Source organism: Williamsia deligens (assembly GCF_024171765.1).
Lineage (GTDB): Bacteria > Actinomycetota > Actinomycetes > Mycobacteriales > Mycobacteriaceae > Williamsia_A > Williamsia_A deligens.
In genome coordinates this window covers 2,838,634-2,851,658 of record NZ_JAMTCI010000001.1, presented here as the reverse complement: position 1 = coordinate 2,851,658, position 13,025 = coordinate 2,838,634, and the positions used below count along the sequence as shown (strand labels likewise).

The following is a 13,025-nucleotide window of genomic DNA, read 5'->3' as shown; positions in this document are numbered from 1 at the left end:
ATGATCGACAGAAACGAGAACACGTGTCAATTCTCGCGGGGATCGGTGGGAGGCTGGGGCGCATGCGTCGCCGCCATGTCAGACCCTTGGCCGAGTGCTCGGTCATCGTGACCGGCGCCGGGTCCGGGATCGGGGCCGCCCTGGCCCGCGCGTTCGCCGGGGCCGGGTCCGCGGTCTGGTGCACCGACATCGACGACGACGCCGCACGACAGACGGCCCGGGACTGCGGACCACGGGCGACGGCGGCCCGACTCGACGTGACCGATGCGGTCGGGGTTGCCGACCTCGTCGACTCCGTCGTCTCGGCGCACGGGCGCGTCGACGTCATGGTGAACAACGCCGGCATCTCGTTCGGCGGCGACACCGAGCTGCTCGGACTCGATCGCTGGAACGCGATCATCGACGTGAACCTGCGAGGTGTGGTGCACGGTGTCGACGCCGCCTACCGCCACATGATCCGGCAGGGCGAGGGCCACATCGTCACCACAGCCTCGATGGGTGGTCTGACCCCGGCCGGTCTGATCACGAGCTACGTCGCCACCAAGCACGCGGTGGTCGGACTGTCCCTGGCGTTGCGGTCGGAGGCGGCGGCGCACGGCATCCGGGTGCTCGCCCTCTGCCCGGCGGCCGTCGAGACCCCTCTGCTCGACGCCGGCTCGGTGGGCGGTTTCCGCGGGCGCGACTACTACCTCACGGGTCAGGGCCTGGCGAACGCCTACAGCGCGGACCGCCTCGCCACGGAGACCCTCGAGGCGATGGCCCGTGACCGGGCGCTGCTCGTCGTGCCCGGGCGGGCCCGGCTGGCGTGGCGCCTCTACCGGTGGGCGCCGGGAGTGGTGTGGTGGTCCTCGACACGGTTCGTCGCGGCTCGTCGACGCGGGTTCGCCGTGACTCAGAACCAGCCGGAGAACCCCGACGGGTCGTGACGACCGAGGCAGGCGTGCTCGAACATCCCGACACCGCGCCGGGTGACACCGGCCTCGGTCCAGGTCGCCGACGGGACATGGTCGGACACTCCGAACGGGATACGCCCGGCCACAGCGGGATCGGCGACGTCGTAGCGGACCCGCTCGGTGAAACCCTCACCGCGCCACTGACCATGGTTCCAGTCGGGATCGCCGCCGTACCCCCCGCCGACATGCAGCGCGGTGGCGAGCAGAGAGGTGACCTCGATGTGGATGTCCTCGCCGGTCGCCGATCGGGTGGTCACCGTCGCGGACTCCGGCACGCGGGCCGTGGCCCCGTAGGTCACGGCGATCTCCGGGCTGCGCAACTGTTCCCGGCGCCCGTCGGCCCAGATCCGCACGGCGTCGTCGAGGGTCCGCGTACCGTCGGGCTCCTCCTGGATCACCATCACCAGCCCGAAGTCGTCGAAGGCGAGCGGCAGGTACATCCACCACATCCCCTCGAAGGGCGGGTCCGCGGGCCGGCCCGCGGGTTCGGCCTCACCGATCGGACGTATCCCCCACGAGCGGTCGCGTGTCCCCACCCACGACGTCGGGTCGAATTCGATCCGCTCACCGTCGATCTCGAGCGCACCGGTCCATGTGCCCACCTGGGCGAAACGTTGTGCGTCGAGGGTGGTGCGCGAGCCGGCGCGCAGGATGTGTCGCTGTTCCTCGACGACGTCGAACGATCCGGTGAAGGTGGCGTCGAGGGCGATGCCCTCGGTCTCGGCCAGACGCAGCCGAACCGAGCGGAGCGGCTCGACGACGTCGAGTCGGAACGCGCCCACGGACTGGTCGAGTCTGTCGGGGATCAGCGCACCCGACAGGTGGACCGCGGTCTGATCATCACCCCGGTGGATCAGGACGAACGCATCGCTGACACCGAGCACGGGGTAGTGACCGAGGCCCATGACCACGAAGATGTCGCCCGACGAGTCGTGGGCGTTGACATAGCATCGGTCGTAGAAGTTGCGATCGGTCGTCGCCGGCAGCGCGATCGGCAGCGGCGCCTGGTGGACCGGGTACTCGTCGGCGGGGCCGATCACGAGACACCCGCCAGCAGTTCGTCGATCAGGGGGTTGTGCAGCAGGTTCTCCTCCACGTCGGTGCCGGCGGGCAGTTCTCCGAAGCGGATGCGCCGTGCGGTGACGCGCATCAGGATCGCCGACCACGCGACGCCGCACCAGAGGTGGAACCACCGGAGGTCCCCCACCCGGACGCCGGTCGCCTCCTCGTAGGTCGCGACGACGTCGTGTTCGGTGAGCGTTTCGGGCAGCCCCGGCAGTCCCATCGACTCCGTGATCGACTGGAAGACGCGATGGGCGAACATGATCCAGGCCAGATCGAGCTCACGGGGGCCGAGCGCGGCCATCTCCCAGTCCAGGATCCCCACCGGCACGAAATCGCGATAGATCACGTTCCCGATCCGCGCGTCACCCCAGCACAGAACGGGGTCGGCCGCAGCGGCGTCCGCGGGCACATTGTCGCGCAACCACACCAGGGCCCGCTCCGCCCGGTCGGACGGTCCCACCTCGTCGCGGGCGAAGCCGTACCACTCCTCGAGCCAGGACAACTGCCGGTGCACGGCGGTCTCACCCGGCGTGCGGCGGTCGAGGAATCCGAACACGCTCTGCGCGTCCGGGATCGAGTGCAACGCCGCGAGGACCCCGACCGTCGCCCGCTGGGCGGCCGCGCGCCGATCGGCGGGTGCATCGGCGAACCAGTTGTCGCCGAACGTGTACGGCAGGACGTCGGGCGGGATCACCCCGTCGATGTGCTCCATCACGAGGAACGGCACGCCGAGCACCGCCCCGGTCGGCTCGATCCCCCGCACCACGGGGACGGGGACCTCGGTCAGCTCCGAGACGAGTCGCATGGCCTCGTACTGGTGGTCCAGGCGGTACTCGGTGAACACCGGGACGTCCTGGGCGGTGGGCGCCAGACGCATGACGAGCCGCTCCGGCGCAACCGAGTCCGGCCAGGCCGCGGTCATCGCGACGGTCTCCGACGACTGCCCGTTGGCCTCGATGGCGTCGGACAGCATCACGACGGGTCGGCCGCGGCCGGGGTGCTGGTCCGCCAGCCATCCCGCCACGGCCGCCGGCAACGCGCCCAGGTCTCGACTGGAGTGCTGCAGCGAGGTGATGTCAGGTGGGCTCGGGGTCTCGGACATGCGCGCCTGCTCTCGGTTGTTCCGCTACCGTGGGTAGCGTTATGACACCACGAGCGACATCGTCCGCGGGCCGGAACGGCCAACGCGGTAGGCCCCGGGACGCCGCCATCGACGAGTCGGTGTTGCAGGCGACCCGGGAGCTGCTGGTCGACGGCGGCTACTCCGCGGTGACGATGAACGCCGTCGCGCTGCGGGCAGGCACCACCAAGACCGCCCTGTACCGCCGGTGGCCGTCGAAGACCGAACTCGTCCACGAGGCCGTCCTGCCGTCGGGGCTCGAGGGCATCACCGACCTCGACGACGACCCCCGCCTCGCCGTGGCACAGATGCTCCGCTGGACGCGTGACCGGTTCACCGAACCCGCCATGCGCGCTGCGCTCCCCGGGATCGTCGCCGATCTCCGGGGCGACCCGGCCGTCGCGGCGCGCATCCTGAGCCGCTTCGCACCGACACTGGCCGTACTCGACACACATCTCGCGTCAGCCCGCCGAGCGGGCGCCGTGACACCGACGACGACGTCGATGACGTTGTCGCAGTTGATCGGTGGCGCCGTGATCGTCGCCGTCCTCATCGACCCCACCGCCGAGTTGGACGACGCATGGCTCGCCACCATGAGCCCCCTCATCGCCGATGGGATCTGCCTGAACGATTCACTTGAGTGAATTTTCTGTGTAAAGTCGAACGCTCCCTCGCATCGACGCGAGAACGACCGATTACCCACGGGGGGTGAAACGGAGAACGACGTGCATCGAGCACGCACGCTCAAGCCCTCTGCCCTCACGACCCGGATCACCACGGCCCTCACCGGATTGGCCAGTGTTGCCGCGATCGTCGGGGTTGCCGCACTCGCGCCTCCGAGTGCGCAGCTCGCGGTCACACCCATGGCGGCCATCGTCGATTCGCCGGACACCGTGGGGATCTCGGACAACGACCTGTACTGGGATGCGAACGACCCTGCGGCGATCACGGATTCGCTGGACAAGATGCAGGCCCTCGGCGTCCAGAACATCCGCATCGCGGTCCCGTGGGCGGGCATCGAACCCGTCGACGGCAACTACGACTGGAGTCGCGTGGACGCCATGGTGAACGCGGCCGATGCCCGGGGGATGGGGATCCTCGCGGTGGTCAGCACCTCCCCCACCTGGACACGGGCGGCCGGTTCCGACGTCTACGCGCCACCGACGAACCCCGCCACGATGGCGGATTTCCTGCGCACGCTCTCCTCCCGATACGCAGGGAAGATCGGTGCGTACGAGGTCTGGAACGAGCCGAACTACTACGTGGCCTACCAGCCGGCGCCCGATCCGGCCGGATACACCGCGCTGCTCAAGGCGGCTTACCCGGCGATCAAGGCCGGCGACCCCGACGCGCAGGTGATTGGCGGGGTCCTGGGCTCGACCCTGACGTGGGGGAACTACACGATGAACCCCGTCGACTTCGTCCAGCAGATGTACGCCGACGGCGCGGAGGGGTCCTTCGACGCACTGTCCTTCCACCCGTACCAGAACACCCTCATGTTCTCCCAGGGACCGGCGATGACGCAGGAGTCGCCGCTGGGCCAGCTCACCCGGATCCGCACCATCATGAGCACGAACGGTGATGCGAGCAAGGAGATCTGGAGTTCGGAGTACGGGCTGCCCACCGGGGTCGTCGGGGAGCAGAACCAGGCGTCGTTCATGAACGACTTCCTGACCACCTGGAGCACGCTCCCCTACGCCGGGCCGTCGTTCGTGTACACGCTCCAGGACCGGAACACCGCCGACACGACCGATCCGGAGAGCACCTTCGGGATCTACCGCGACGACGGCACCGGCAAGCCGGTGGCGTCGGTGATCGCCGCGTTCATCGCCTCGCACCGGACGTCGTCGTCGACCGCGGTGGCGCGCGACGCCGCACTGGTCTCGAAGGCAACCACCACCGCTGCGAGCACATCCGCAGCCACCCCGACCGCGTCCACGCCGACCGCGTCCACCCCGACCGAGTCGACGCCGGTCACGACCCCCTCGACGTCGAGCACCGCCCCGACGCCGGATGTCGCGACCCCGGCAGCGTCCACGACCACGACACCGTCGACGACCACGGAGCCCGCGGTGACCGAGCCCGCGACCACCGATGCCACCGCAGCCGATGCCTCTGCAGCCGAGGCGAGGACGGCGGCGGCGACCACAGCGGCGGCGACGGCGACGGCACCGAGTGCGACAGAGCCGGCCACGACGGCGCCGACCGCGACGACCCAGGAGGCGACACCCACGGCGTCCGCCGCGCCCTGAGCTCCCACCGCACGCCGACAACCGCCCGGACCAGGGATCGGACATCTAGAGTCCATCCATGACGACGTCGATCGGCACGCAGCTCCTGCGTCGCAAACCCGTGACCGGACCGGTCGACTCCGGTGAGGGTGGCGCCCGACTCACGCGCAGCATCAGCACCTTCCAGCTGACGATGTTCGGCGTCGGGTCCACCATCGGGACCGGGATCTTCTTCGTCATGGCGCAGGCCGTGCCGGAGGCGGGTCCCGGCGTGATCCTGTCGTTCATCGTCGCCGGTGTCGCAGCCGGCCTCGCGGCGCTCTGCTACGCCGAGATGGCCTCCACGGTCCCCGTGTCCGGCTCGACGTACTCCTACGCCTACGCGACCCTCGGGGAGCTCGTGGCGATGGGGGTGGCCGCGTGCCTGCTCCTGGAGTATGGGGTGTCGACGGCCGCGGTGTCCGTCGGATGGTCGGGGTATCTCAACGAGCTGCTGAACAACGTTCTGCACGTACGACTCCCGGACGCCCTCACCGCGGGCCCGTTCGACGCCACCCCCGGCGTGCTCAACCTCCCGGCCGTCGTCCTGGTGGCGATGTGCGCGGTCCTGCTGATCCGTGGGGCGAGCGAGTCGGCGCGGGCGAACGCGATCATGGTCATCATCAAGATCGCCGTGCTGGCCATGTTCGTCGCCGTCGCCGCCACCGCGTTCGACTCCGGCAACTTCTCGGACTTCCTCCCGTTCGGCGTCCACGGGATCAGCGTGGCCGCGGGCACGATCTTCTTCTCGTTCATCGGACTCGACGCGATCTCCACCGCGGGCGACGAGGTGAAAGATCCCCAGCGTGCGATGCCGCGGGCACTGATCGCCGCGCTGCTCATCGTCATCGTCGCCTACGTGCTCGTGGCGGTCGCCGCGATCGGTGCGCAACCGTGGCAGGACTTCGCCTCGCAGACCGAGGCGGGCCTGTCGACGATCCTGCAGAGGGTGACCGGCAGTCTCTGGCCGGCCACGATCCTCGCTGCGGGCGCGGTGATCTCGATCTTCTCGGTCACCCTGGTGACCATGTACGGCCAGACCCGCATCCTGTTCGCGATGGCCCGCGACGGGATGCTGCCGACGTGGTTCGCGAAGGTCAGCCCGCGCACGCAGACCCCGGTGAACAACACCATCGTGGTTGCCGTGGTCGTGGGCCTGTTGGCCGCGTTCGTCCCCCTCGACAAGCTCGCCGACATGGTCTCGATCGGCACGCTGACCGCGTTCATCGTGGTGTCTCTCGGGGTGATCATCCTGCGCCGCACCCGACCTGACCTCCCCCGCGCCTTCAAGGTCCCCGGCTATCCCGTCACCCCGGTGCTGGCCATCGCCGCGTGCATCTACGTGCTGTCGGGACTGCACTGGTACACCTGGGTCTGGTTCGCCCTGTGGGTCGGTGTGGTCGTCGGGTTCTACCTCGTCTGGGGGCGACACCACAGCCTGCTCGGCGGCGAGAAGGCACAGCCGTGACCCTCGTCGTCGGCTACCACCCGGAGCGTGGCGGGACCGACGCCCTCGCTCTCGCAGCGCTTCTCGCCCACCGACTGGGCGAGCCGCTCGTCGTCACCACCGTGGTCCCGACACCATGGACCACGCCGTCGATGGCGCGCGTCGACGCCGAGTTCGAGCAGTGGGCGCAGGATCTCGCCGCACATGCCGCTCGGACCGGCGCCGCCGAGCTCGCCCGGATGGCCGTCCCGGTCGACGTCGACTTCCGTACGGTGCAGCACAAGTCGGTATCGGGTGGTCTCCTGCAGGCCGTCGCCGACAGCGCCGCCCACACCCTGGTCCTGGGATCCGCGGACGGACCCGACGGCGAGGTGTCGTTGGGGTCGACGGGTGACCGCCTGCTGCACTCGTCCTCGGTCGCACTCGCGGTGAGTCCCCGCGGGTTCTCCGCCCGCTCGGGCCACCTCACCCGGATCACCTGCGCCTACGCCGGCACACCCGAATCACGGTCCGCCGTCGCCGCCGGCCTGTCGCTCGCCGGCCGCCTGGGGATCGCCGCCCGCGTGGTCACGTTCGCCGTCCGCGGCCGCACCATGTACCCGCCGGAGGCGGGACTGCACGCCGAGGACGTCGTGCTCGCAGCCCTCTCCGAACAGTCGGCGGCAGCTCTGCACGACCTCCGGACCGACGGTGTCATCGGCCCGGGCGTCGACGCCACGGTCGTCACCGGCGGCTCCTGGCGCGATGCGCTCGACGCCGCAGGCTTCGCACCGGGCGAGATCCTCGTGCTCGGCACATCCCCACGGGGCCCCATCCGACGGGTCTTCCTCGGTTCACGCGCCGCCAAGATCGTGCGCTCGAGTCCCGTGCCCGTCCTCGTGGTCCCGGGCTGACCCATGCGACTGTTCCTCGCCTCGCTGGGCACCGGCGACCACCCCGACCGCCTCGTCGAGACCGTCGGAGCCGGGGCCCGCATCGGTGTCGTCGTCAACGCCGTGGACGACAGGCCCGCCGCCGACAGGACCCTCGCCACCGAGGTGGAGTCCGACGAGATGGCACGCCTCGGGCTGCGTCCGATCGCACTCGATCTGCGCGCCGCCGACGTCGGCGCGCGCCTCGACGACCTGGACGCGGTCTGGGTCCGGGGCGGCAACACCTTCGTGCTGCGCGCCGCGCTCGCCGCGTCCGGCGCCGACGTCGCCATCACCGACCGTGTCCGCTCCGGGACGCTGGCCTGGGCCGGGTACAGCGCCGGGGCCGCGGTCCTCTCCCCCGACCTGCGCTACGTGGCCGCCGTCGACGACCCCGCGGCCGCGGGACCGACACCGCCCACCGACGGACTCGGGCTCATCGACCGACCCGCCGTCCCCCACGTCGACGGCAGCTACGACGAGGCCCTGCGGTGTGCGGAACTCAGCGCCCGCCTCACCGCGGAGGGCATCGAGCACTTCCGTATCGGCGACAGGGACTCGGTGATGATCGTCGACGGGGTCGTCATCGCGTCCTGAGGCGCGCACAATCTCCGGCATGCCGAGCATCGAGGTCATCACCGGGGACATCACGGCCATGCAGGTCGACGCCGTCGTCAACGCGGCCAACAACCGGATGCGCGGTGGCGGCGGTGTCGACGGGGCGATCCACCGGGCCGGCGGTCCGGCCGTGCTCGAGGACTGCATCGCGCGATTCCCCGACGGCCTCGCCACCGGCGACGCCGGCTGGACCATCGCGGGCGACATGCCCGCCCGGTGGGTGATCCACACCGTGGGCCCGAATCACGCAGCCGGCCAGCGCGACCGCTCGTTGCTCACGTCCTGCTACCGACGCTGCCTGGAGGTGGCCGACGAGATCGGCGCGCGGTCCGTGGCGTTCCCGCTCATCAGCGCCGGGGTCTACGGATGGCCGAAGGACGACGCGATCGCCGCTGCCGTCGACACCATCGCCGACACCGACACCCGCGTGGAGACCGCTGTCCTCGTCGCCTTCGACGCCGCCACCGCGCGTCAGATGCAGGCTGCGCTGTCACGGCGGTGATCGCCGGGGCGTTCGAGTCTCACTGACCGCAAAGGGGTGGGAGACACCACCGATCGGCCACACTCCGTTCACCAGACGTTCGGACAGCCGGACCGTCGACGAGGTCAGGAGCGGGTTGTGGGGGACGTGGTCCATCTCTTCGCGCGCATGCGGTCGGATGTGACGCACGTGTCGCCAGCGCCACTCGTCTCCGACGGGGTCGCCCCGGACCCCGCGCCCTCGTCGCGCCCGCAGTCCGACGCCGACCGCGCGCAGGCCGCGATGTTCGCCCAGCTGCTCTCCGAGCACCGCTCGCGCATCGCCCTCGCACTCGACGACGTGGACCCCGCCGACCCCGATCAGGCCCGTCTCGACCGCGCCGCGCTCCGCAAGGAGCTGCGGGAGGTGTCGGCGGTGTTGGACACGATCGACAGGCGCACCACCTGAGGTCGACCGCTACTGGTGCTGCTGCAGTTGCTGCGCGATCTGCTGGTTGATCTGTTGCAGGCCCGGCACCGACAGTCCCGGGAGCTGGCCCTGGATGGTCCGGACGACGGCGGCGTCGTCACGGACCTTCTCACTGGACTGCACGAGAACCGTTCCCGTGCCGGTGAAGTCGAACTGACGCTCCTCGCCGGAGTGCACACCGAACCGGCGGCCCGCGGCGGAGATCAGGTCGGTGACCCAGGACTCGTCGAAGTGGTGGCTGGGTGAGGGGCAGTCGGCCCACCCGACCAGCGCCTCGGGGTCGACGCGCAGCGGGGGCTCGGCAAACATGACCGGGCCGTTCGACGAGGCCAGGAACTTGCCGGTGCCGAGGAGCGTCAGGAACCCCGGCACGATGGACTGCTTCAACGACAACTGCGGTTGCATCGCCAACAGGTTCGCGGCGCGGATCGTCAGGTTGCCGTCGTCGAGGTCGTAGGCGTTGATGTCGTACCCACGGTCACCGATGACCAGCTTCCCCTGACCCTCGGCGATGACGAAGTCCCCGAGGTACAGCGGCGCGGAGAACCGTTGCGCCACCATGTGCAGCAGGTGGTCGGCGAGGCCGTGCTGCAGTGACCGGAACGACATCTGCCCGTAGTAGGCGATCATCACCCCCTTCGACAGGAACCACGGCTGGGTGAGGTCGATGGAGAACGCGTAGCTGTTGCCGGGGACGTTGTCGTCGGCGGGCAGCGTGTGCGGCGTCCACACCGTGTTCAGATCGCTCACAGCTTCTCCTCCGACGCCTGGACGAACACCGTTCCCTGCCCGGTGCATTCGAGCTGGAGCGCCTCGCCACCGCTGCGCCCGACGTTGCGCCAGCTCACCGCCGACCGCAGCGTCGTCGACACCTGGCCGGCCGCACCGACGTACGCCTGCGGGTCGACGATCACCGGCTTGTCCGGTGTGACGGGCAGGTCGAAGACGCCGCCGTGCCCGAGCAGGACCACCGATCCCGGACCCGACAGCTGGGTGGTGAACATGCCCTGACCCGTCACCGCCCCGGCTGCGGCCGATCGCAGTGACCCGAACAGTCCACCGCCGCCGCCACCGCCACCCGAGGAGGCGACCGACACCACCGACGCCTGCAGTCCCGAGGTGTGGGCGAGCAGGCGTGAGGCCTCGACCCGGATGACCCCGCCGAGCGCGCCGACGTCGACGACGTGGGTCTCGATGCCGCGGAACCCGTAGTGGACCGTGCCGGTCCCCTGCGCGACCATCGTGGCCTCGTGTTCGCCGGCGATCATCCGCCCCGCCATGCCTCCCATCGCTCCCATCCCGCCGCCCGCGCCGGGGATCTGGTGCGGGGCGAACGTCACTGCGCCGGAGTAGAAGAGCATGGCGCCACGCCGGGCGACGACCGGTCCCGACCGTGCGAGATCGACCGACACCACCTTGCTGTTGACGACGGTGAACACGGCGATCTCCCTCAGCGCTCGGCCGGTTGGATGGACACGACGCCGGTGCCGTCCCAGCGCAACGAGAACGCCTCACCGCCGCCCTGGCCGACGGCGCTGCGCCATGAGACGTCGGTGACGAACGACTGCGACAGGGCCCCGCGGGCGCAGACGAACGCGTCGGGGTCGACGACGAGGGGGTACTGCGGGTTCACCTCGAGATGGATCAGTGGGCCACCGCGCGAGAGCAGGCCGACCTGTCCGCGGCCGGTGACGGTCGTCGTGAACAGCCCCTGGCCCGTGCTCATCCCGCGAACGCCGGCGAAGGTGACGTTGGTCGACAGGTCGCCGGCGAGGACGAGCAGTTGTTCGCTCTCGACCTGCAGGGTGTCGCCGGTGAGGTCGACGACGGTGACCTGGGCCGCGTCGTGGGCGAAGTAGACGACGCCTGCGCCCGAACACTCCATCAGCGACAGGCCTTCACCCGTCGCCCGCTGTTTGACCCCGGCCAGCACTCCCTCACCACCGCCGAAACCCGCCGACTTGAAGGAGATCTGGCCCTCGTAGGCCACCATCGACCCGGACAGGGCACGGACCGACGAATTGTCGAGGTGCGCCTCGAGAACGCGCTTGGATCGCTGCACCAGTTGCATCGCTCGACCCTTCTCGTCGCCCACGGCGAACGCCCGATTCGAGAAGAATGTAGTCCCTACGATGGGCCGATGCGAGCACTCCCGTTCCTCACGTTCCAACCCGCCGCCCCGGACCGCGGGGCTGCTGCGGCGATGGCGGCCTATGTCGAGATCTTCGACGGCCGGGTCATCTCCGATCGACGACGGACCGCCGACGAGCCCGGTGGCGAGGGGACCGTCTTCCTGGCCGAGATCGAGGTCGCCGGGCTACGTCTGAGGTTCAGCGATTCCGCCATCGCGCACGCGTGGGACATCACGCCCGGCATGTCGGTCTGGGTCGACTGTGACACCGAGGCCGACCAGCGCCGCGTCTTCGCCGCGCTCGCCGAGGACGGTCAGGAGTTCATGCCGCTGGGCGACTACGGGTTCGGCCCCTTCGGCTGGGTGCAGGACCGCTTCGGCGTCAGCTGGCAAGTAGGGGTGGCGTCGGCCTGACGACGCGGTTGGCGATCGCGACCCCGGCCAACACGAGCACCGCACCGACCCACTGCAGCGGACTCGGGTACTCCGCGAGCACGGCGGCGGCGAGCCCGAGCGCGAGAACGGGTTGCGTCAGCAGCAGGCCGGCGGTCGCCGTCGCCGGGAGTCGGACGCTCGCGTGGTGGATGAACAGCCACGCGATCACCTGACCCAGGACGGCGAGGAGAACCAACTCGACCCACGACAGAGCGGTGATGCCCGTGAACGCCAATCCCCCTGTCACAGGCGACACCACGGCCGTGGTGATCGCCCCGACGCCGGTCGCGACAGTCAACGGCTGCAGGAGCAGCGTGTGGCGCCCCCGACTCCCCCGCCGGGTGAGATAGAGGTAGCTGCCGTACCCGATCCCCGCGAGCAGGCCGAGGATCGTCCCGGACACCACCTTGTCCCCGACGCCGTGGTGCGAGCCGACGCCGCCCACCAGGACCACCCCACCCAGCAACAGCGGTGTGGCGGCGACGAATCGCGGCGGGATCGCCTCCCGGTCGAACACCAACGCCAACACCGGCAGGACGATCACCTGGACGTTGATGAGCACGGTGCTGATGCCCGCACCGACGTCATAGATCGACGCGGTCCACGCCGCGTAGTCCATGCCGAGGGCGACACCCGCCGCCACCGACCACAGCGTCGCATGCATCGACAACGATCCGCGTCGACGTCGTTCCCAGACTGCGAGCGGCAGCAGGACGACAACGGCGAGGGCGCAGCGCAGGAAGGCCGTCGTGGCGGCGTCGACGTCAGCGAGCTTCACGAGGACCGCGGACACCGACAGACACAACGCACCGATGAGAACCGACCCGTAGAGCCGCGGGCGGCGGGCCATATCGGGGACACCCGGCGCCGACGCGTACGAGGTCGGTGTCGAGGTCATGGGCTCACGCTAGAACGCAGGACCGACCACCGCGCAGTCGGCGGATGCGCCGCACACGACGAAGGCCCCCGGAGCGAACTCCGGGGGCCTTCGTCACTTGGTAGCGGGGACAGGATTTGAACCTGCGACCTCTGGGTTATGAGCCCAGCGAGCTACCGAGCTGCTCCACCCCGCGTTGGTGAACGCAACGTTACACACGCGGGGTGGCGCACTGCAAATCGCGCCGTG

Annotated in this window: 15 protein-coding genes and 1 tRNA gene; 9 read left to right on the top strand and 7 right to left on the bottom strand. The window is 70.1% G+C overall.

Annotated elements, in window-relative coordinates; genetic code table 11:
- Positions 1-62 precede the first annotated feature (62 nt).
- Positions 63-926: an SDR family NAD(P)-dependent oxidoreductase gene (locus tag LX14_RS13090; RefSeq protein WP_253648011.1), complete on the top strand. Its 864-nt coding sequence runs from the start codon at positions 63-65 to the stop codon at positions 924-926.
- Here LX14_RS13090 and LX14_RS13085 read toward each other — a convergent pair.
- Together LX14_RS13085 and LX14_RS13080 are read right to left on the bottom strand one after the other, a co-directional pair.
- Positions 893-1,993 carry an Rv3169 family protein gene (locus LX14_RS13085; protein ID WP_253647611.1) on the bottom strand — a complete coding sequence of 367 codons (1,101 nt, stop codon included), beginning with the start codon at positions 1,991-1,993 and terminating at the stop codon, positions 893-895. The genes LX14_RS13090 and LX14_RS13085 overlap by 34 nt on opposite strands.
- Entirely contained in the window at positions 1,990-3,120 is a 1,131-nt protein-coding gene (locus tag LX14_RS13080; RefSeq protein WP_253647610.1) for a phosphotransferase family protein, read from the bottom strand. The genes LX14_RS13085 and LX14_RS13080 overlap by 4 nt, the downstream gene beginning before the upstream one ends.
- Positions 3,121-3,161: 41 nt before the next feature.
- On the opposite strand from LX14_RS13080, the gene LX14_RS13075 reads away from it, so the two are divergent.
- The 7 genes from LX14_RS13075 to LX14_RS13045 all read left to right on the top strand — a co-directional run bounded on the left by LX14_RS13075 (position 3,162) and on the right by LX14_RS13045 (position 9,312).
- On the top strand, positions 3,162-3,782 hold the full coding sequence (locus LX14_RS13075; protein WP_253647609.1) for a TetR/AcrR family transcriptional regulator: 621 nt from the start codon (positions 3,162-3,164) through the stop codon (positions 3,780-3,782).
- Between the two features lie 81 nt (positions 3,783-3,863).
- Positions 3,864-5,390 carry a cellulase family glycosylhydrolase gene (locus LX14_RS13070; protein WP_253647608.1) on the top strand — a complete coding sequence of 509 codons (1,527 nt, stop codon included), beginning with the start codon at positions 3,864-3,866 and terminating at the stop codon, positions 5,388-5,390.
- A gap of 58 nt (positions 5,391-5,448) precedes the next feature.
- Entirely contained in the window at positions 5,449-6,876 is a 1,428-nt protein-coding gene (locus tag LX14_RS13065; protein ID WP_253647607.1) for an amino acid permease, read from the top strand.
- On the top strand, positions 6,873-7,748 hold the full coding sequence (locus tag LX14_RS13060) for a universal stress protein (RefSeq protein ID WP_253647606.1): 876 nt from the start codon (positions 6,873-6,875) through the stop codon (positions 7,746-7,748). Before LX14_RS13065 ends, LX14_RS13060 begins: the two co-directional genes overlap by 4 nt.
- Before the next feature lie 3 nt (positions 7,749-7,751).
- Entirely contained in the window at positions 7,752-8,363 is a 612-nt protein-coding gene (locus tag LX14_RS13055; RefSeq protein ID WP_253647605.1) for a Type 1 glutamine amidotransferase-like domain-containing protein, read from the top strand.
- Positions 8,364-8,382: 19 nt separating this feature from the next.
- Positions 8,383-8,886, top strand: coding sequence for an O-acetyl-ADP-ribose deacetylase (locus tag LX14_RS13050; protein ID WP_253647604.1), 504 nt, complete (start codon positions 8,383-8,385; stop codon positions 8,884-8,886).
- Positions 8,887-9,054: 168 nt separating this feature from the next.
- Positions 9,055-9,312 (top strand): hypothetical protein, encoded by a 258-nt coding sequence (locus tag LX14_RS13045; RefSeq protein WP_253647603.1) that lies wholly within the window; start codon positions 9,055-9,057, stop codon positions 9,310-9,312.
- Between the two features lie 9 nt (positions 9,313-9,321).
- Here the strand turns inward: LX14_RS13045 and LX14_RS13040 are convergent, their stop codons facing one another.
- From LX14_RS13040 to LX14_RS13030, 3 genes are read right to left on the bottom strand one after another with little or no spacing between them, the layout of a single operon-like run.
- Positions 9,322-10,083: an AIM24 family protein gene (locus LX14_RS13040; protein WP_253647602.1), complete on the bottom strand. Its 762-nt coding sequence runs from the start codon at positions 10,081-10,083 to the stop codon at positions 9,322-9,324.
- A complete protein-coding gene (locus LX14_RS13035; RefSeq protein WP_253647601.1) occupies positions 10,080-10,772 on the bottom strand; it encodes an AIM24 family protein in 693 nt (230 codons plus the stop codon). The genes LX14_RS13040 and LX14_RS13035 overlap by 4 nt, the downstream gene beginning before the upstream one ends.
- Before the next feature lie 11 nt (positions 10,773-10,783).
- On the bottom strand, positions 10,784-11,404 hold the full coding sequence (locus LX14_RS13030; protein ID WP_253647600.1) for an AIM24 family protein: 621 nt from the start codon (positions 11,402-11,404) through the stop codon (positions 10,784-10,786).
- Between the two features lie 69 nt (positions 11,405-11,473).
- Here LX14_RS13030 and LX14_RS13025 point away from each other — a divergent pair, with 69 nt between their 5' ends.
- Positions 11,474-11,878, top strand: a complete 405-nt coding sequence (locus tag LX14_RS13025) for a VOC family protein (RefSeq protein WP_253647599.1) — start codon at positions 11,474-11,476, stop codon at positions 11,876-11,878.
- Here LX14_RS13025 and LX14_RS13020 read toward each other — a convergent pair.
- The gene (locus LX14_RS13020; protein ID WP_253647598.1) at positions 11,847-12,797 is read right to left on the bottom strand and encodes a DMT family transporter; all 951 of its coding nucleotides are present in this window, start codon (positions 12,795-12,797) and stop codon (positions 11,847-11,849) included. The two genes, LX14_RS13025 and LX14_RS13020, sit on opposite strands and share 32 nt — an antisense overlap.
- A 98-nt stretch (positions 12,798-12,895) precedes the next feature.
- Positions 12,896-12,972, bottom strand: a tRNA-Met gene (locus LX14_RS13015).
- Positions 12,973-13,025: the final 53 nt, after the last annotated feature.

What these genes read in the sequence shown, in the direction of transcription:
- LX14_RS13065 (WP_253647607.1), top strand. Translation starts at nt 5,449, where the DNA reads ATGACGACGTCGATCGGCACGCAGCTCCTGCGTCGCAAACCCGTGACC.
- LX14_RS13030 (WP_253647600.1), bottom strand. Translation starts at nt 11,404, where the DNA reads ATGCAACTGGTGCAGCGATCCAAGCGCGTTCTCGAGGCGCACCTCGAC.
- LX14_RS13020 (WP_253647598.1), bottom strand. Translation starts at nt 12,797, where the DNA reads ATGACCTCGACACCGACCTCGTACGCGTCGGCGCCGGGTGTCCCCGAT.
- LX14_RS13075 (WP_253647609.1), top strand. Translation starts at nt 3,162, where the DNA reads ATGACACCACGAGCGACATCGTCCGCGGGCCGGAACGGCCAACGCGGT.
- LX14_RS13090 (WP_253648011.1), top strand. Translation starts at nt 63, where the DNA reads ATGCGTCGCCGCCATGTCAGACCCTTGGCCGAGTGCTCGGTCATCGTG.
- LX14_RS13025 (WP_253647599.1), top strand. Translation starts at nt 11,474, where the DNA reads ATGCGAGCACTCCCGTTCCTCACGTTCCAACCCGCCGCCCCGGACCGC.
- LX14_RS13080 (WP_253647610.1), bottom strand. Translation starts at nt 3,120, where the DNA reads ATGTCCGAGACCCCGAGCCCACCTGACATCACCTCGCTGCAGCACTCC.
- LX14_RS13050 (WP_253647604.1), top strand. Translation starts at nt 8,383, where the DNA reads ATGCCGAGCATCGAGGTCATCACCGGGGACATCACGGCCATGCAGGTC.
- LX14_RS13055 (WP_253647605.1), top strand. Translation starts at nt 7,752, where the DNA reads ATGCGACTGTTCCTCGCCTCGCTGGGCACCGGCGACCACCCCGACCGC.